A 17,295-nucleotide genomic window follows, 5' to 3' on the forward strand; every position below is an offset into this window, starting at 1 on the left:
CGCAACGGGAGGAGTCATACAACGATGAGTGGATCTATTCGGAGGGTAAGCCGGTACATGCGCATCATGATTATGGCTTGTATGATCATGTTGTCGGTTTCGCTGCCGATCAATTCCGCAAGCGCTGCGCCTTCGATCGATACTAACGCCAGAGCAGCTGCTTTAATTGATGTGACCTCAGGGAGACTGCTGTATAGCAGCAATGGTGACACGCCAATGCGAATCGCTAGCCTGACCAAAATTATGACGGCGATCGTTGCGATTGAGCATGGCCAGTTGACCGATATCGTGAAGACGCCTAAACGCGCAGTTGGCAGAGAAGGCTCTTCGATCTATCTTCAGCTAGGTGAAGAAATGACATTACACAACATGTTGTACGGTCTTATGCTTCGCTCAGGCAACGATGCGGCAACAGCGATCGCGGAGCATGTCGGGGGCTCAGAGCTTGGTTTCGTGCACCTGATGAACGAGAAAGCAAATATGATTGGACTAAAGAATAGCTCGTTCAAGAATCCGCATGGACTGGACGAAGAAGATCACTATTCGTCTGCCAATGATTTGGCTACCTTGTCGGCTTATGCACTACGTAATCCATCCTTTGCCGAGATTGTGCGGACTAAGGAAAAACAAGTGCCGAACCCGCATGACAGCTGGAACTATGCCTGGAGAAACAAAAACAAAATGCTTACGTTATATGAAGGCGCTGACGGTGTCAAAACCGGTTACACCAAAAAAGCGTTTCGATGCCTTGTAAGTTCAGCGACTAGGAACGGTCAGCAGCTCGCAGCCGTGACGATTAATGACGGCGATGACTGGAATGATCATAGCCGATTGCTGGATTGGGGGTTCAAGCATTATCCGCTTCAAACGGTTGCAGAGAAGGGTGATGGTCTAACGGGATACCCATTCGTATTGGGACAGACCTTCCGTTACCCGTTTCTAGAAGGTGAGCAGTCGTCGCTTCAAACCAGAGTAACTTTGATCGACCCGTTATCGACGGATTATGTATTAGGTGAACGGGGGAGATTGGAATATCAATTGCAAGGCGTGACTGTTGGGGCGGTTCCATTATTTGAACCGAACAGTGTCAGAATGGGACTTGTGCAATAAAAGAATCGCACTTTGATAAGCGTGTCGAACCGGACGGGAGACTGGTTCGACCGGCGCTTGTCGAAGATGGGGGAGACGTTAATAATGGTGAACTGGATTTGGCTGTTTTTTATTGTGGCAAGTGTTGCAGTTGCAGCGTTTAATGGGAGAATGGACGAAGTGACGGCCGCCGCTTTCGACGGAGCCAAATCAGGTGTAACCGTAAGCTTCGGTTTAATAAGCATTATGGTATTCTGGCTTGGCATGATGAGAATTGCGGAGGATGCAGGACTGCTCAAGAAATTGGCCAGAATGCTCGGACCGATCGTTCGGTGGTTGTTTCCTGATGTGCCGAAGGATCATCCGGCTATCGGTTATATTATGAGTAACTTGAGCGCTAACATCTTTGGGCTTGGCAATGCCGCCACGCCAATGGGGATCAAAGCGATGCAGGAGCTGCAGAAGCTAAACCCGGACAAGGATACGGCAACTCCAGCCATGTGTACGTTGCTCGCGCTTAATACATCGAGTATTACGATCGTGCCCACAACGATAATCGCAATTCGGATGAATTATGGTTCAGCCAATCCGGCTGAGATCATTGGAACGACGCTGCTTGCAACCGCCATTGCCACTGGAGCGGCTATCGCAGCAGATAGATGGTATAGAAGCCGCAATACCTCACCGCCAGCCAAACCTATCATACATAAGAAAAAAGATAAGCCTGAGCATATCGGAGGTGGGGAGCTTGTATGAGCTGTTCTCCCGCCTCTCGATATGGCTAATCCCTGCCATCATCGTTTTTATTCCGCTATATGCAGCGCTTCGCAGACGCGTCCCGGTGTATGAAACTTTTGTAGAGGGAGCCAAGGACGGATTCGGCACGGCCATCAGTATCATTCCACATCTGGTTGGGATGATGGTCGCAATCAGTATGTTTCGGGCATCAGGGGCAATGGAATTGATGTTGTCTTCTGTACGTCCCTTGTTCGATATGCTCGGGATTCCGAGCGAAGTGCTGCCGCTTGGCGTGCTAAGGCCGCTTACTGGAGCGGGATCTCTTGCATTTACTGCGGATCTGATTGCTACTCATGGTCCAGATTCCATGATTGGTCGAATTGCATCTACCATCCAAGGTAGTACAGATACGACCCTGTACGTCCTAACGGTATACTTTGGCGCGGTTGCGGTAAGGAAAACCAAATATGCGCTTAAAGTTGGTTTATTTTCTGATGCAGTAGGATTTTTTGCAGCCATTATGATCTGTTTGTATCTCTTTGCGTAATGGCTCCGTTATAAGGGAGCTTGTACTTTACTCTCGTAATCGTTATGATGGGGAGTGAGGTGAAAGCATTGGAACGTTTACAGAAAATATTAGCTCAAGCAGGCATTGCTTCGAGACGGAAGTGCGAGGAGCTTATTCTTTCCGGCGCGGTCGAAGTGAATGGTGAGAAAGTGACTACATTAGGAGTCAAAGCCGACCCTGCAGTAGATAGCATCGTCGTGAACGGCAAGCCGATCAAAGGCGAGAAAAAGATCTACGTTATGATGAACAAGCTGAAAGGTGTTATTACGAGCGCGAAGGACCCTCAAGGAAGAAAGACAGTTACCGACTTCCTGCCAGGGATCAAGGAGCGAGTATATCCAGTCGGTCGATTGGATTATGACACGGAAGGTCTTCTTCTGCTTACCAATGATGGAGAATTCGCAAATCTGCTCACTCATCCGAAACATCATGTACCTAAGACGTACCATGCGACTGTAAAGGGCGTACCACACGGGTCTGCACTGGAGCAGCTTCAGAAAGGGATCAAGCTGGAGGACGGTATGACGGCTCCCGCAGTCGTGGAATATCATGATGTGGACACCGAGAAGAATGAAGCGACAATTACGATTACAATTTATGAGGGACGCAATCGTCAAGTTCGTCGGATGTTCGAAGCGATTAACCATAAAGTGATCAGACTTAAACGGGTTCGATTCGGTGAATTGACACTTCAGACACTCGGGCGGGGTAAGTATCGCCATCTAACGCCTCAAGAGGTGGAAGAGCTTAGATCGGAAGCACTCAAGACACATAAAGTTCATAAAAAGTAATCGGCGGCGGCAGTAATTGCCGTCGACTTTTCGTTATAATGAAAGCAAGTCCGAGATTTTATGAACAAGCAGCTGGTGGTGATATATACATAATGGCTAAGTCAAACAAAGCGCGAAAAACGATGCAAATTGTCATTCTTGCCGCAGTCCTGATCGTCGGAGGATACGCAATCGGAACTTCGCTGTTCACTGAGCGAGGAAGCGGATTAATCAAACCGGGGGATGAGCCGCCGGTCTTCTCGCTTGCCAATCTCGATGGTGGAGTCACTTCGTTGTCGGATTATGCGGGGAAGCCAATCGTAATCAACTTCTGGGGCACATTCTGCGAGCCTTGCGTGAAGGAGATGCCAGAGTTCGAACGACAATATGAGAAGTGGCAGGACAAAGGTCTTACTATTCTTGCGATCAATCTCAGCGAAGATTCGCTTACAGTCAATAATTTCGTCAATAGGTTCGAGTTGACCTACCCCATTCTACGGGACGTAGCTCGCAAGACTGAACGAAAGTACGCGCTGCGACAATATCCGACGACATTCTTTGTCAAAGCAGACGGAACGTTAATGGAAGCGGTTGTCGGCGGCATGACTGAAGTAGACATCGACAAGCGCATCGAGCGTTTGCTGCAAATGTAGGAGGACAACCTTGTGCTAGTACCCGAAAATACAAAATGCGAATGCGGCCATCAGAACTACGTTGGTACCGTCCTATGCGAATCTTGCGGTAAGCCGCTGCATGAGGAGCTGCAGCAGTCCGACGCTCCGCTCGAAATGCGATATGATGGCGTAGCAAGACGCTCGCAGAAAACAAATCCTTCTGTCATCGACCGAGTATGGAGTTTCTTCTCCTCGGTGAAAATTGCGATTTATTTAATTGTTTTAACATTTCTGACCGCGATGCTCGGTACGATTTATCCGCAAGAGAGCACGTTTATCAATAATTTCGATGCGGATATCTACTATAAAGAAACGTACGGAACACTCGGACATGTTTATTATTTGCTCGGATTGTCCCACACCTACGAAAGCTGGTGGTTCATCGGACTGCTGGTCATGATCGGAACTTCACTCGTCATCTGCAGTTTGGACCGTGTTCTGCCGCTCTATCGAGCTCTTAAAAAACAGCAAATTCGTAAGCATCACCAATTTCTGCTTCGCCAGAAAGCCGTATACAAGGGGACGCTGGATCAGAACGATTCGGAGTGGGTTTCCCAGTTCGGCGAAGCCTTGAAACGTAAAGGCTACAGAATTCACAAGGATGAATCGGGAACCGCGCTGCTAGCGGAGAAAAATAGGTTCAGCAGATGGGGCCCATACATCAATCACATTGGTCTTATCCTCTTCCTGCTAGCCATACTGGCGAGAAGTATCCCAGGCTGGCAAGCGGATGGTTACATCTCAATTCCAGACGGAGACACTGTCCAGATTACGGACACGAATTATTACATCAAAAGCGAAAAGTTTACGGTCGAGTTTTATACGGACGATGAACTTCCGGGACAGCTGCAAGGCAAATCTCGAGCCAAGATGTACGAAACGGCTGCCATTCTGTACAAATGTGTAAGTGATTGTGGCGATCCGCTCAAGGAGCCGGTTCTTGAGGAAGTCAAAAAACACAACATCATCGTTAATAGTCCACTCACTCACGACGGAATTAAACTCTACCAGTTCGACTTTAATTTGACGCCGCGACTTAATGCCGTGCATCCGATTCTGGAGGACAAACGAACAGGAGAGAAGTACGGACCCTTTGATCTGCCGATGAAAGACGCGGCGTTGCATCATGAGCTAGGGCCGTACACGCTTGATCTATACGCGAACTATATGGAGTTTGCACTCGGCAGCGACGGTAAACCAACGACGTTGTCCAGAGATCCTAATGCTCCTGCTTTCGTCTTTACGGTTAAAGGTCCAGGGCTTAAACCGGAAGGCGAGCCTTATATCTACTTCCCGATGCAGAAGGATAAGGTCCGTTTCGCGCAGGATACGATCAACCGCGATCTAGCGGACAAAATCGAGATTCATGTGGACGGAATGGAAAATGTCGATTTCTCTGAAGCGACAACTGTACTGAATTTACGAGTGGACAGAGCCGTTCCTTATTTGTGGGTAGGTGCCGTATTCTCGATGTTAGGTCTTATCATGGGTTCATATTGGCAGCATCGAAGAGTGTGGCTCCGCGTGGATCAAGGTGAAGTTTCGCTGGGCGGACACACAAATAAAAACTGGTTCGGGATGCGTTCGGATATTACGTTCGCGCTCAAGAAGACGGGGATCGAAGTGGATCCGAAGTCGTTAGATAACGGGGGGAATAACGCGTGACTTTAGTCGAATTTAGCAGTGACGCCTTTTTGGCAGCCTTTTTCTTGTATTGCTTCGCCTTTATGTTTTATGTAATTGCGTTCGCGGGTAAAAATTGGAGCAATCGTGATCCGGTTGCGCATCAGAAACGTTGGGGGCGGATCGCCTTCTTCGTCTCCAGTACGGGACTAGCAGCCCACCTTGCTTTCTTCTTCACTCGTTGGGCAGGAAGTAAACAAATTCCGACCAGTAATATGTATGAATTTATGATGTTTTTAGCCATGGCGATTATGATTGCCTATACAATCGTTTATGCCATTTACCGTAAGTCATTGCTAGGCATGTTCGCTTTGCCTTTGACGATTATCATCGTTGCGTACGCATCGGTATTCCCGCAGGAAGTACAGCCGCTGATTCCGGCACTGAACTCTATTTGGCTCAAAGTTCATGTAACGACTGCAGCGCTGGGCGAAGCTTTCTTTGCCGTAGGTTTTGCAGCGGGACTTATGTATTTGCTTCGTGTTATTGATTATAAGGACAAGTCGAAGAATGGACGCCGGGCTCAATTTTGGTTGGAATTTACCTTGTACTCCCTCATTATCATTGTTGGATTTATCGTTGCCGTATTCGCATTCCGCGGCGCCGATTATGAGTCTGTATTTACACAAGAGAAGGTTATTATCGACAGCAAGGGCGTACAACAATCGGACATAGAAACAGTCACGTACACGCTGCCTCCGATTGTTAAGCCTTACAATAGCGAGGTTGTATCCTTTGAACCGTTTATCGGCATGGACAAGCCGCTATTTGAAGCTCCGTCATGGATGAACGGCATTAACGCCGGCCGTAAATTGAATACTGTTATCTGGTCGATTATTGCGGGTACTTTGCTGTACGGGTTGCTCAGACTCGCATTCCGCAAGCCGATTGGCGCAGTCATCCATCCTGTGATGGAAGGTATAGATCCAGATGATCTTGATGAAATCAGTTACCGTGCAATTGCTATTGGTTTCCCCATCTTTACATTAGGTGCGTTGATCTTTGCAATGATCTGGGCGGAAATCGCTTGGGGCAGATTCTGGGGCTGGGATCCCAAAGAGGTATGGGCACTTATTACCTGGTTGTTCTATAGCTCATATCTGCATTTCCGATTATCAAGAGGGTGGCAGGGACTCCGTTCTTCCTGGCTGGCAGTAATTGGATTCGTTATCGTATTGTTTACGCTCATTGGTGTCAATTTAATTATCGCGGGCTTGCACTCGTATTCCGGCGTGTAGAAGCCTGATTTGAGAGGAGCTGTACCCGATGTCTGATTTCGGTAACCGCATTTTGGTAGTAGATGATGAAGAAAGAATTCGCAGACTGCTCAAGATGTATCTGGAGAAGGAAGGTTATTCCATCGATGAGGCGGAGGATGGCGAGTCCGCTCTGCGCCTTGCGTCCAATACGGATTACGCGCTTATATTGCTTGATGTGATGTTGCCGGGGATTGACGGGGTAGAGGTTTGCTCCAGGCTCAGACAGATCAAAGCTACTCCGGTAATCATGCTTACGGCAAAGGGCGAAGAAATGAACCGTGTACAAGGGTTCGAGGTAGGAGCCGATGACTATGTCGTCAAACCGTTTAGTCCACGCGAAGTGATCTATCGGGTTAAGGCGATCTTGAGACGTTCTTCCGCAACTGCTTTCTTGACAAAAGAAACGAATACAAGCAACAATATCGTGTTCCCGTATTTGGTGATCGAACATGACGCACACCGTGTTACAGCAGGCGGTCAAGAGGTCAGCCTGACCCCGAAGGAATATGAGCTGCTTCATTATTTGGCCGTTTCACCCGACAAAGTATTTTCGCGTGAAGAACTGCTAAAGGATGTCTGGAATTACGAGTTTTTTGGCGATCTGCGAACGGTAGACACTCATGTGAAACGTCTGCGTGAGAAGTTAAACAAGGTTTCTCCTGAAGCTGCAACGATGATTACGACCGTTTGGGGAGTAGGCTATAAACTCGAGGTTCCCAAATAATGAAGCTATGGCGACGGCTTTCTCCATTATTATGGCATAGTGTTGTAGGGAAATTGTGGGCGACGATCATGCTTCTTGTGGCTGTCGTCCTTCTCATTTTAGGCGTTTTTTTGCTGCAATACATCGATATTTGGTTTGAGTCCGATGAGGCACATCAAATTAAAGTCCTATTTATTATTACGGCAGTGATCGGTTTTTTGCTCTCTACGTTTTTTGCTTTTTTCCTCTCATCCAAGATTCAGCAGCCGCTTCTGCAACTTAAGAATGCGGCTGATTCGGTCTCACAGGGAGATTACAGTACGAGAGTGAATATTCAATCCACTGACGAAATCGGACAGCTTGCAAGTACGTTCAATCACATGACGGAACAGATCGATAAGCTGATTACCGATCTCAATCACGAGAAAAACCATCTTGCGAGTATCTTGAGAAGTATGGGGGATTCGGTTATTACCTTCAATGCGGATGGCGAAGTCATCTTGACCAACCCGAGTGGACATTTGCTGCTTAGCCAGTGGTCTGGGCTCAAACTTGACTGGGATGACGATGATCATGGTTCAGACAAAGATAATATGAAGGGCGGTGTACCCGCTCCCCTCCGTCAGCTATTTCAAGAGGTTGTAGAGCAAGGCCGTGATGCAACAGACAATGTGCATGTCCATAGTTCCGTCTGGTCTGTAGTGATGGCTCCTCTTCAATCGAGTGGTGTCATCAGGGGAGCCGTTGCAGTTATCCGTAACGTTACAGAAGAACATAAGTTGGAAAAGCTGCGTAGAGATTTTGTGGCGAATATCTCGCACGAAATTCGTACTCCGCTTTCGATGCTTCAAGGATATAGTGAAGCGCTGCTTGATGACATCGTCGCTCAGCCTGAGGAGCGCAACGAATTGGTTCAAGTGATTTATGATGAGTCGCTGCGCATGGGTAGATTGGTTAACGACTTCCTTGATATCGCAAGGATGGAGGCAGGCCACGTTGAAATGAACTATCAGGAGATCGACTTGAGCATTATAGTACGCAGGGTTCATCGTAAGTTTCAAGTGTATGCCAAGGAGCGAGAGGTTGCTCTTCTAGTTGAGCTTTCTGATGAACCGCTTGTTATTATGCAAGGGGACGAGGATCGTTTGGAACAAGTGTTGACGAATTTGCTTGATAATGCGCTACGTCATACTCCTGCCGGTAAGTCGATTACGATCTCTGGCGAACGACAGACCGTCAATGGCAGAGCATACATTCAACTCCGAATTCAAGATGAAGGCCAAGGCATACCTCAAGAAGATCTCCCATATATATTCGAGCGTTTCTACAAGGCTGACAAAGCGAGGAAACGAGGCACTTCCGGAGGGACGGGCTTAGGCCTCGCCATCGTAAAAAACTTTATTGACTTGCATCATGGTCAGATCGTCGTAGACAGCTTAACAGGTTCGGGAACGACCTTCATGCTGCTGCTCCCAGTCGAACACCAAGAGGGCACTGGCACAATCCGTCAGAAGCTGCAATAAAACAACAAAGCGCTCCCGCGAGGGAGCGCTTATTTTGTTGAAGGGAGCCGATAAATCTTGTTGTTCGTGGAACAAACGGATATTAAGGCAGTTTAATCTCTTGAGCGGTGTTCAGTTCTGGCATACTTGTCAGTTGTGTCAATACGTCTTTTGGCGTTTCTTTGTCGACGCGCAAGACCATGATCGCGGAACCGCCGACAAGCTGACGACCAACTTGCATCGTTGCGATATTGACGTCATTATTGCCAAGTAAAGTACCTACGCGGCCGATAATACCTGGTTTATCGTTGTGCGAGATAAGAATCAGGTTGCCTTCAGGTGTTACGTCAACAGGATATTTGTCGATCTGAACGATACGTGGACCGTAACCTGTCAATAGTGTACCTGCCACAACATGTTCTTCCTTCTTCGTACGAAGTGCAACTGTTACAAGATTGGTAAAGTCTTTGGATGTATGTGACTTCTGAATTACGATATTTACTTCACGCTGCTTGGCTAGGTGCATGGAGTTTACGACATTCACTTGGTCGATGCCCAGATGATGCGCTAGCACGCCGCGTACAATATATCGAGTTAGCGGCTGAGTATCGAGCTCTGCCAATTCCCCGGAATAGCTGACAACGATTTCTTGAACGCCGCCTTCCGTAGATTGTGCAATGAAGCTGCCAAGTTTCTCGCCGAGCGTGAAATATGGTTGCAGCTTGCTTTGGAGATTCGCAGGAATTGGAGGCATGTTAACAGCGTTCATAAACGGCTCGTCTCTCAGAATATGCAGGACTTGCTCGGAAACATCAATCGCTACATTTTCTTGGGCTTCAACTGTGGATGCGCCAAGATGCGGCGTTACGATGATTTTGGGATGTTTAAGGAACGGATGATCTTCTGCCGGTGGCTCTACTTCGAATACGTCAAATGCTGCACCTGCTACGATGCCTGCATCAATCGCGTCTACAAGAGCAATTTCGTCAATGATGCCGCCGCGCGCACAGTTCACGATGCGCATACCCGGTTTCATAACAGCGAATTGCGCCTTGCCAATCATGTGGCGAGTTTCGGCTGTTAGCGGTGTGTGAACAGTCATGAAATCAGCTTGACGTACGATCTCATCGACACTTGCAAGCTTGATGCCTAGTTTCTCAGCGCGTTCTTCTGTCATGAACGGGTCATATCCCATAATGTTCATGCCGAAAGCTTTGGCACGTTTGGCTACTTCGCCGCCGATACGTCCCATTCCAAGGACGCCAAGCGTCTTGCCGCGAAGTTCTACACCTACGAAGGATTTGCGGTCCCAAGTGCCGCTTACTGTTTTCATGTAAGCTTGCGGGATATGACGTGCTACTGCCATGATCATCGCGAAGGTATGCTCGCAAGTCGTGATAGTATTGCCATCAGGCGCATTAATGACGATAATGCCGCGTTGTGTTGCAGCTTCGAGCTCAATGTTGTCAACGCCGACGCCTGCGCGTCCGACAACTTTAAGTTTTTTGCCTGCTTCCATAACCTTGGCCGTTACGCGCGTCTGGCTTCTGACGAGCAGAGCGTCATAATCGCCGATTATGGCACATAATTCGTCTTCATTCAAACCAGGATTTTTGTCAACGACCACATCAGTTGCGTCAACCAGTTGCTGGATCCCGAGGTCGCTAATAGGATCGGATACGAGCACTTTGTACATGTGAAACATGCCTCCTAGAATTTGCGAAAAAATTCCGCTGAAATATGAACAGAAAAACCCTCTTCCCGCTTGATCACGTCAGCGAGTCGAGAGTTCAATCTACGATCGAATCAGACTTTACTATTTTATAGCATTACAGTGGACAAAATCAATCCTTAAACTTGCTCAATTATGAAAATTTCGATATGATTCAAGCAAAGTCCGCGGCATTCGACATTATTGTGATGTCGGTAAGAAGAATGGAAGCTGCGGTAGTAGCTCGGCCGGATACAATTTATTGTAGTTCGATTGGAAGTCGCCCCCGCGAACCGCATTGGTGCTGATCAACAATTCGATAACGGATGTAGCAGTCTGAAGCTTCATCTTGGACGCTTGTCCGGACACGATAAAGTCGTCGATTCGAGCAGTCATGTCTTGTGGATTAAAGGCTCGTAATTCTTTAAATTCTTTTAAGTATTGTGAGACTATGCTGTTCTTGACCGTCAGTGGCAAGTTGGACCAATCCTTGATGCTTAGCACTTTAGGCAACGAAGTCACTTCTGTGATGTCAGGGTCAATTGTAGAAGCCCAAAGTTGCATAGCCGCGTAATAATGTGATTGTGCGATGAGTGTCTCGTTTACGGCATTTGTATAATTCGTATTTTTGAGGATGGCTGCTTGCAACTTGCCGCCTGTTTCTTTATTGGCGAGCTCGGCACCAGCGCTTGCAGCTTTGGCGAAAAGGTTCAAGCTGCGTATGTAAGCGACTTGTGCTTCGCCAAGACGCTCGGATTTACCCATATCAAACGCGCTGGCTTCCTTGGATTTACGTTCTGCGAGCTTGGCAAGATTGCTCATCACATCGCCGTAATTGTCGCTGGCTCCTTGAGACAGCTTGTCCATGGAAGCCAGCCATTCGGTCTGAAATTCACGGTAAGGCGAAAATACGGTATGATAGAAAGATACGAGATCCTGTTGTTGGTACGGACTGCCAACCAGCTTGGAAGCTGCTGCTTCTTGTTTGCGGAGCGTTTCATAACCGGCTTCGACCTTGTTCATCCCAATCTGTACGCCGAAGAAAAATGCGCCAACCGCGCATACCAGCATAAATACAAATCCTACGCTAAAAATCATTGCTGTGTTCGTTAATCGTTTCTCCATGGTATAACTCCTTCTATGTATGTAAGTAATTACAAACGAAATTAATGGACAGGCGGGCTGCAGATGAAAAAGTTTGATATCAGAAATATTAAAGTCCGCAAGGTCAATGTAGATGAGATAGATGATCGCATGCTCCTGATAAACTTGTATGCAACGCAGGCGCTTACTCTTATTATCGGTATTATATGGCTATTATTTCAGCGTCAAAATTTAATTCAATTATTAGCTATTCCAACCGTGCCTACTGTGATATGGTGGGGCTTGGGATTGGCGGCGGTTGTTTTACTGGTGGATATTCTCATTTCACGCTGGGTGCCAGAAGACGCCGCTGACGATGGCGGTGTTAATGAACGAATCTTCAAGAATCGTGTCGTCTGGCATATCGCAGTCATTTCGCTCGTTGTGGCGATTTGTGAAGAATTGTTATTCCGCGGCGCTGTCCAGCACGCGATTGGTCCATATTGGACAAGTATCGTTTTTGCAGCTATCCACGTTCGTTATTTACGTCATTGGATCCCAACAGGACTCGTTTTTTCTATTAGTTACGGCCTGGGATGGATCTATGAGCAAAGCGGCTCTCTATGGGCACCGATCCTTGCTCATTTCGCCATCGATTTTGTAATGGGTCTAATTATACGCTTCAGGAGGGAGTCATGAGCAGGAAAGTTAGATTTAGTCGAACAAACAACGGAAGGAAGGGGCGGGATCACGTCATAGATGACGAATATACCGGAGACGAACGATCTGCTAAAGTAGAGCTGCCTCCGCGCCGTAAAAAATATCCTTCAAGCCTTCATAACATGAACAAATGGTATTATAATATGTTATTTATTTTATTTCTGGGACTCGTCGTTTTTTTGTTTTGGTATGGTAACAAGTTTAGTTCGTAAGTTCGATCGTGCTTGGATCGATGAAAATGTAGCCCTTCGCTTCGAGTTTGGTTAACAATTCGTCAAGCCCTTCTGCGGTCCAGGAAAGCTCATGCATGAGTATGTTGGCACCTGGATGCAGTTGCTCCATCACGTTCGCGATGACCACTTCAGGTTTATCCTTGGCAGACTTATCCCAATCGAGTGAACCATTGGACCACGTCATGTACAACATGCCGTGGTTCTTTGCCGATTCTCTAACATCATCGCTTCCTGAACCGTACGGCGGTCGGAAGAAACGTGGAACGATTCCTGTCAGCGCCTCCACATCATGTTGAACCGAGGTCAGCTGCTGCTCCACACTTTCTTTCGTTTCTTTCTTTAGGTCAATATGATCGTAGGAGTGGTTACCAATTGTCTGTTCGCGTTCATGGATAAGCTTCAATAATTCGGGATTCTGTTTCACCCGATAACCATTGACGAAGAAAATGGCCTTGGCCTTATGTTTGTCGAGCGTATCAAGCATACTCTTTAGGACGACTTCGTTCTTAGGACCGTCGTCGAATGTCAGCAGAACTGCTTTACCCGGCGTTGTTTTGTCGATGGCTTCAAAACGATAGGTTGCTGAGTTCATCCGGTACAAGGACGAGGCGGCCGTTTCTTTTGGGCTAGGTGCTGGAGTTACGGCTGGGCTGACTGTTTCTGTTGAGGTGGATGCAGGTGTTGGTGCCGATGTTTGTAATCCATTAATTGTTGGAGGCACACTTTCGATATTATTTCCTGTTGTCTCGATATCGGTCGTACATCCAGTTAGCTGGATCGAAAGTAGAAGGGCGAGCAGCCATAGATTGTTTTTTTTCATATGTCGGATTACCTCCTTCTATCCAATATGTCCATTCGAGCTTATTCGACATCATTGTAACATATTTCTAGTTGCCTTGAAGTACACATTTCCTATATTTAAGTCGAATGACGCCACCGGCAAGAGGTCACACTAATGCTGTAAATACGAGTATCGAAAGAGGTGATTTCACAATGAAATTAAGCGGTTTATTGTTTGGCGGTTTAGTTGGAGCAGCCGCTACGTTATACGTATCCCGTAAGAGGCCTGGAGCAGTTGCATGGGCATCAAGCGCAATGAGCGACATGTGCACTTCCGCTGCAGGCAAAGCATTCTCGATGATGGCAGGCGGCGCCAAGTGGAAAGCAGAGGCAATGAAATCGGCCCCAAAGCAATCAGCCGATACCGCCGAAACCTCAGCCGCCGCATGGGAGCGCATTGAGTCGTTTATTCAAAGCGATCCTTCGGTGAAGAGGGAAGTCGATAAAATTAAGGCGGACGCGTCGGCAATCGCACATTGACGCGAGTAGAGCTTTTTAATGAAGTCGAAACAGTAATCCCATCTTGGGATCAAGCTGTTTCGGCTTCTTTTTTTCGTCCTAAATTAGTGCAATCGCCATTGAGACATGATAAAGTAAAGGCATAGCTTTATGAGTCCATTTTATTCACGATTAACCATTTGATTCATAAGCTATTACGACAGACGTTACAGAGGAGGATCCTGTCATGAAAATCGAACGGCTTAGTCAGGACAAGATACGGATTTTCTTGACGTTCGACGACTTGCTTGAACGGGGGATCCAGAAGGATGATATGTGGCGCGAGCCTCCGAAGCTGCATGAATTATTCTTGGAGATGATGGAACAAGCGTATACCGAGCTCGGTTTCGACGCCAGCGGACCACTTGCTGTCGAAGTCCTTGCGATGCCAGCACAAGGGATGGTTATCATCATAACTCGTGGCAAGGTCAACGATTCAGGTGAAGGCGCGGCCGAGGACGAGGATGAGCTCGAAGAAGACATTTATGATATGGAAGTCACGATGGAGCAAAGCGACGTATTCATGTACTCCTTTAAGGATTTCGAAGATGTAATTGCTGCTGCCGGCCAGTTGCAAGCTTCAGGTCTGACGGATGCTGGGAAATTATACGCTTATAAAGGCAAGTACATTCTGGCAATCGAACCTTCCGACATTGAGCAGGCAAGATATAATGCTGTCATTGCATTACTTGCCGAATTCGGGGACGCTACATCCGTTACGTTCGCGGTTCTCGAAGAGTACGGTAAAGTGATTATGCCGGAGCATGCTGTCCGCGAAATTTGCAATTATTTTCAGTCCTGATCGAAATATAGTTCCATCCATGGAGAGCATCCGCTTCCGATTTCGGCGGGATGTTCTTTTTTCGTCTTGTGCCATCTATCTCGGCATACCATGTGGAATAGGGGAGCGCTAGTGTGCCCATATTAGAGGTAAACAAAGGCGGAAGATGGGATGATTAAATATGAATGACGTCTTGCATGCGACACAAGTCGTAATCGAACAGGCACTGCGCAGACTTGGATACGGCGATGACATGATCGAACTCCTCAAAGAGCCGATTCGGTTGCTGACCGTACGTATCCCGGTTCGGATGGATGACGGGACGACCAAGGTATTTACAGGATATCGATCACAGCATAATGACGCTGTCGGACCAACGAAAGGCGGTGTTCGTTTTCATCCTGCCGTTACCGAAAAAGAAGTGAAGGCGCTGTCGATATGGATGTCGCTCAAGTGTGGTATTGCCGATCTCCCATATGGCGGAGGCAAAGGGGGAGTCATCTGCGATCCGCGACAGATGTCGTTCCGAGAATTGGAGCGACTAAGCCGAGGGTATGTCCGCGCAGTCAGCCAGCTTGTGGGCCCCTCAAAAGATATCCCAGCGCCGGATGTCATGACGAACTCGCAGATTATGGCATGGATGATGGACGAATACAGCAGAATTAGAGAGTTTGATTCGCCTGGATTTATTACGGGTAAACCGATCGTGCTCGGAGGATCCAAAGGCAGGGAAACCGCAACGGCGCGTGGTGTCGTAATCATGATTCATGAAGCGCTTAGATTAAAGGGAATACCACTGCAAGGCGCGCGAATTGTTATCCAAGGATTCGGCAACGCGGGGAGTTATTTGGCCAAATTTCTGCATGAGAGCGGCGCTACAGTAATTGGTATTTCCGATGTGTCCGGCGCGTTGTATAATAAAGAAGGACTCGATATTCCTCATCTGCTCGACCGGCGTGATTCCTTCGGCAATGTGACTAACCTGTTTCCGAAGACAATTACGAACGAAGAGTTGTTGGAGCTCGAATGCGATGTGTTAGTACCAGCAGCGATCGAGAATCAAATTACCGAGCAGAATGCGAGCCGAATACAAGCTTCTATTATTGTAGAAGCAGCTAATGGACCTACTACATTAGAGGCGACTCGCATCATCTCCGATAGGGGTATCCTGTTAATACCGGATGTTCTTGCGAGCTCTGGCGGAGTTATCGTTTCCTACTTTGAGTGGGTGCAAAATAATCAAGGTTATTACTGGGATGAATCCGAAATCGACAGTAAATTACAGCTGATGATGATAAGGGGATTCAATAATGTCTACGAAATCCACCAGACGCGCAAAGTCGATATGAGGCTTGCCGCTTATATGGCCGGCGTCCGCAAAATGGCAGAGGCGGTACGTTTCCGCGGGTGGGTGTAAAGAAAGTTGGGAAGCGATGTTGTTGTTCTCCATATTGACCGCGGCAGCGGCGCCTGGACTATCGTTGCTAACCTATCTCTACTTGAGGGATAGGTACGAAGCGGAACCGATTCATATGGTTATCCGAATGTTCGTACTCGGTATTTTGGTTGTCGTACCGATTATGGTTATACAACGAGGACTTGAGATTTGGCTCGGCAACGGTGTATTTGTCTCTTCGTTTATACATTCGGCTGCAGTCGAGGAATTTCTGAAGTGGTTTGTGTTATATCACGTTATTTATAATCATACTGAATTCGATGAGCCGTATGACGGCATCTTGTATGCAGCGGCTATCTCGTTGGGCTTCGCTACATTAGAGAATGTGTTATATGCGATCTACACACCTTCGTCCTTCGGCACATTGCTGGCAAGGGCGCTTCTTCCGGTATCCGGGCATGCTCTGTTTGGAGTGATGATGGGCTACTATTTGGGCAAAGCAAGGTTCGCCGAAGCAAAAAGGAAAACGCGATTATTTCTTGCCATATCGTTTGCATTGCCGTTCCTGTTACACGGAGTATATGATTTGATTCTCGTAACAGTTGAGCAGAATTGGATATGGATTATCGTACCGTTCATGATTGGTTTGTGGGCGTGGGGACTCCATAAGATGAACTCTGCTAATGCAAAGTCGCCATTTCGCCTAGTGTCGCGTGAGGAAGAGATTAAACTTTAACATTACCGTCTATACTGTCACTATATAATTTGGCAGGAGGAAGACGGCATGGAAGCGGCAAGAATCAAAGTGACAATTCGGTGCAACGTGTGCGGGGAGAAATTTGTGCTTCGCGGTAAGCGAGAAAAGAATTCAATTGATACGGGCTTCAAACAATGTATCTGCAGCAATAGCGATGATCTCGATATCGAAGAACATCCTGGCTTCTGAATGCTGAACTATCTCTATAGACAATTAAATGCAGTTGATGCATAAAGCTCCTACTGATCAACCAAACTATGCACAAAGTTTGGAATCAGAAAGGAGCTTTT

The 17,295-nt window shown here is 47.4% G+C and carries 19 protein-coding genes; 16 read left to right on the forward strand and 3 right to left on the reverse strand.

The window, feature by feature from the left end; translation table 11 throughout:
• Nucleotides 1–24 precede the first annotated feature (24 nt).
• The 9 genes from ACX1C1_RS18305 (at nucleotide 25) to ACX1C1_RS18345 (ending at nucleotide 9,007) form a co-directional block, all read left to right on the forward strand.
• On the forward strand, nucleotides 25–1,110 hold the full coding sequence (locus tag ACX1C1_RS18305) for a D-alanyl-D-alanine carboxypeptidase family protein (protein ID WP_458953614.1): 1,086 nt from the start codon (nucleotides 25–27) through the stop codon (nucleotides 1,108–1,110).
• Nucleotides 1,111–1,194: 84 nt separating this feature from the next.
• Nucleotides 1,195–1,845 (forward strand): nucleoside recognition domain-containing protein, encoded by a 651-nt coding sequence (locus ACX1C1_RS18310; RefSeq protein WP_458953615.1) that lies wholly within the window; start codon nucleotides 1,195–1,197, stop codon nucleotides 1,843–1,845.
• On the forward strand, nucleotides 1,838–2,374 hold the full coding sequence (locus ACX1C1_RS18315) for a spore maturation protein (protein WP_458953616.1): 537 nt from the start codon (nucleotides 1,838–1,840) through the stop codon (nucleotides 2,372–2,374). The genes ACX1C1_RS18310 and ACX1C1_RS18315 overlap by 8 nt, the downstream gene beginning before the upstream one ends.
• Before the next feature lie 68 nt (nucleotides 2,375–2,442).
• A complete protein-coding gene (locus ACX1C1_RS18320; protein ID WP_458953617.1) occupies nucleotides 2,443–3,186 on the forward strand; it encodes a pseudouridine synthase in 744 nt (247 codons plus the stop codon).
• A gap of 92 nt (nucleotides 3,187–3,278) precedes the next feature.
• Nucleotides 3,279–3,818 carry a redoxin domain-containing protein gene (locus tag ACX1C1_RS18325; protein ID WP_458953618.1) on the forward strand — a complete coding sequence of 180 codons (540 nt, stop codon included), beginning with the start codon at nucleotides 3,279–3,281 and terminating at the stop codon, nucleotides 3,816–3,818.
• 12 nt (nucleotides 3,819–3,830) lie between these two features.
• Entirely contained in the window at nucleotides 3,831–5,504 is a 1,674-nt protein-coding gene (gene resB / locus ACX1C1_RS18330) for a cytochrome c biogenesis protein ResB (RefSeq protein ID WP_458953619.1), read from the forward strand.
• Nucleotides 5,501–6,760 (forward strand): cytochrome c biogenesis protein CcsA, encoded by a 1,260-nt coding sequence (ccsA, locus tag ACX1C1_RS18335; protein WP_458953620.1) that lies wholly within the window; start codon nucleotides 5,501–5,503, stop codon nucleotides 6,758–6,760. Before resB ends, ccsA begins: the two co-directional genes overlap by 4 nt.
• A gap of 28 nt (nucleotides 6,761–6,788) precedes the next feature.
• Complete coding sequence (locus tag ACX1C1_RS18340) at nucleotides 6,789–7,505, forward strand: response regulator transcription factor (protein WP_458953621.1); 717 nt, start codon at nucleotides 6,789–6,791, stop codon at nucleotides 7,503–7,505.
• On the forward strand, nucleotides 7,505–9,007 hold the full coding sequence (locus ACX1C1_RS18345; RefSeq protein ID WP_458953622.1) for an ATP-binding protein: 1,503 nt from the start codon (nucleotides 7,505–7,507) through the stop codon (nucleotides 9,005–9,007). Before ACX1C1_RS18340 ends, ACX1C1_RS18345 begins: the two co-directional genes overlap by 1 nt.
• Nucleotides 9,008–9,089: 82 nt before the next feature.
• Here the strand turns inward: ACX1C1_RS18345 and serA are convergent, their stop codons facing one another.
• Both serA and ACX1C1_RS18355 read right to left on the reverse strand, forming a co-directional pair.
• A complete protein-coding gene (gene serA, locus ACX1C1_RS18350; RefSeq protein ID WP_458953623.1) occupies nucleotides 9,090–10,682 on the reverse strand; it encodes a phosphoglycerate dehydrogenase in 1,593 nt (530 codons plus the stop codon).
• Nucleotides 10,683–10,898: 216 nt separating this feature from the next.
• Nucleotides 10,899–11,822 (reverse strand): hypothetical protein, encoded by a 924-nt coding sequence (locus tag ACX1C1_RS18355; protein WP_458953624.1) that lies wholly within the window; start codon nucleotides 11,820–11,822, stop codon nucleotides 10,899–10,901.
• A 63-nt stretch (nucleotides 11,823–11,885) separates the two neighbouring features.
• On the opposite strand from ACX1C1_RS18355, the gene ACX1C1_RS18360 reads away from it, so the two are divergent.
• Together ACX1C1_RS18360 and ACX1C1_RS18365 are read left to right on the forward strand one after the other, a co-directional pair.
• Nucleotides 11,886–12,479 (forward strand): CPBP family intramembrane glutamic endopeptidase, encoded by a 594-nt coding sequence (locus ACX1C1_RS18360; protein WP_458953625.1) that lies wholly within the window; start codon nucleotides 11,886–11,888, stop codon nucleotides 12,477–12,479.
• Complete coding sequence (locus ACX1C1_RS18365) at nucleotides 12,476–12,712, forward strand: hypothetical protein (RefSeq protein WP_458953626.1); 237 nt, start codon at nucleotides 12,476–12,478, stop codon at nucleotides 12,710–12,712. Before ACX1C1_RS18360 ends, ACX1C1_RS18365 begins: the two co-directional genes overlap by 4 nt.
• Here the strand turns inward: ACX1C1_RS18365 and ACX1C1_RS18370 are convergent.
• Complete coding sequence (locus ACX1C1_RS18370; protein WP_458953627.1) at nucleotides 12,702–13,553, reverse strand: polysaccharide deacetylase family protein; 852 nt, start codon at nucleotides 13,551–13,553, stop codon at nucleotides 12,702–12,704. The genes ACX1C1_RS18365 and ACX1C1_RS18370 overlap by 11 nt on opposite strands.
• A 173-nt stretch (nucleotides 13,554–13,726) precedes the next feature.
• Between ACX1C1_RS18370 and ACX1C1_RS18375 the strand changes: the two genes are divergently transcribed.
• The 5 genes from ACX1C1_RS18375 (at nucleotide 13,727) to ACX1C1_RS18395 (ending at nucleotide 17,194) form a co-directional block, all read left to right on the forward strand.
• Nucleotides 13,727–14,053, forward strand: coding sequence for a hypothetical protein (locus tag ACX1C1_RS18375; protein ID WP_458953628.1), 327 nt, complete (start codon nucleotides 13,727–13,729; stop codon nucleotides 14,051–14,053).
• Nucleotides 14,054–14,258: 205 nt separating this feature from the next.
• Nucleotides 14,259–14,873, forward strand: a complete 615-nt coding sequence (locus tag ACX1C1_RS18380) for a genetic competence negative regulator (RefSeq protein ID WP_458953629.1) — start codon at nucleotides 14,259–14,261, stop codon at nucleotides 14,871–14,873.
• Between the two features lie 160 nt (nucleotides 14,874–15,033).
• Nucleotides 15,034–16,269 carry a Glu/Leu/Phe/Val family dehydrogenase gene (locus ACX1C1_RS18385; RefSeq protein ID WP_458953630.1) on the forward strand — a complete coding sequence of 412 codons (1,236 nt, stop codon included), beginning with the start codon at nucleotides 15,034–15,036 and terminating at the stop codon, nucleotides 16,267–16,269.
• A gap of 16 nt (nucleotides 16,270–16,285) precedes the next feature.
• On the forward strand, nucleotides 16,286–16,984 hold the full coding sequence (prsW, locus tag ACX1C1_RS18390; RefSeq protein WP_458953631.1) for a glutamic-type intramembrane protease PrsW: 699 nt from the start codon (nucleotides 16,286–16,288) through the stop codon (nucleotides 16,982–16,984).
• A gap of 48 nt (nucleotides 16,985–17,032) precedes the next feature.
• A complete protein-coding gene (locus tag ACX1C1_RS18395) occupies nucleotides 17,033–17,194 on the forward strand; it encodes a hypothetical protein (protein WP_458953632.1) in 162 nt (53 codons plus the stop codon).
• Nucleotides 17,195–17,295: the final 101 nt, after the last annotated feature.

It is taken from the genome of Paenibacillus sp. strain BS8-2, assembly GCF_054483835.1.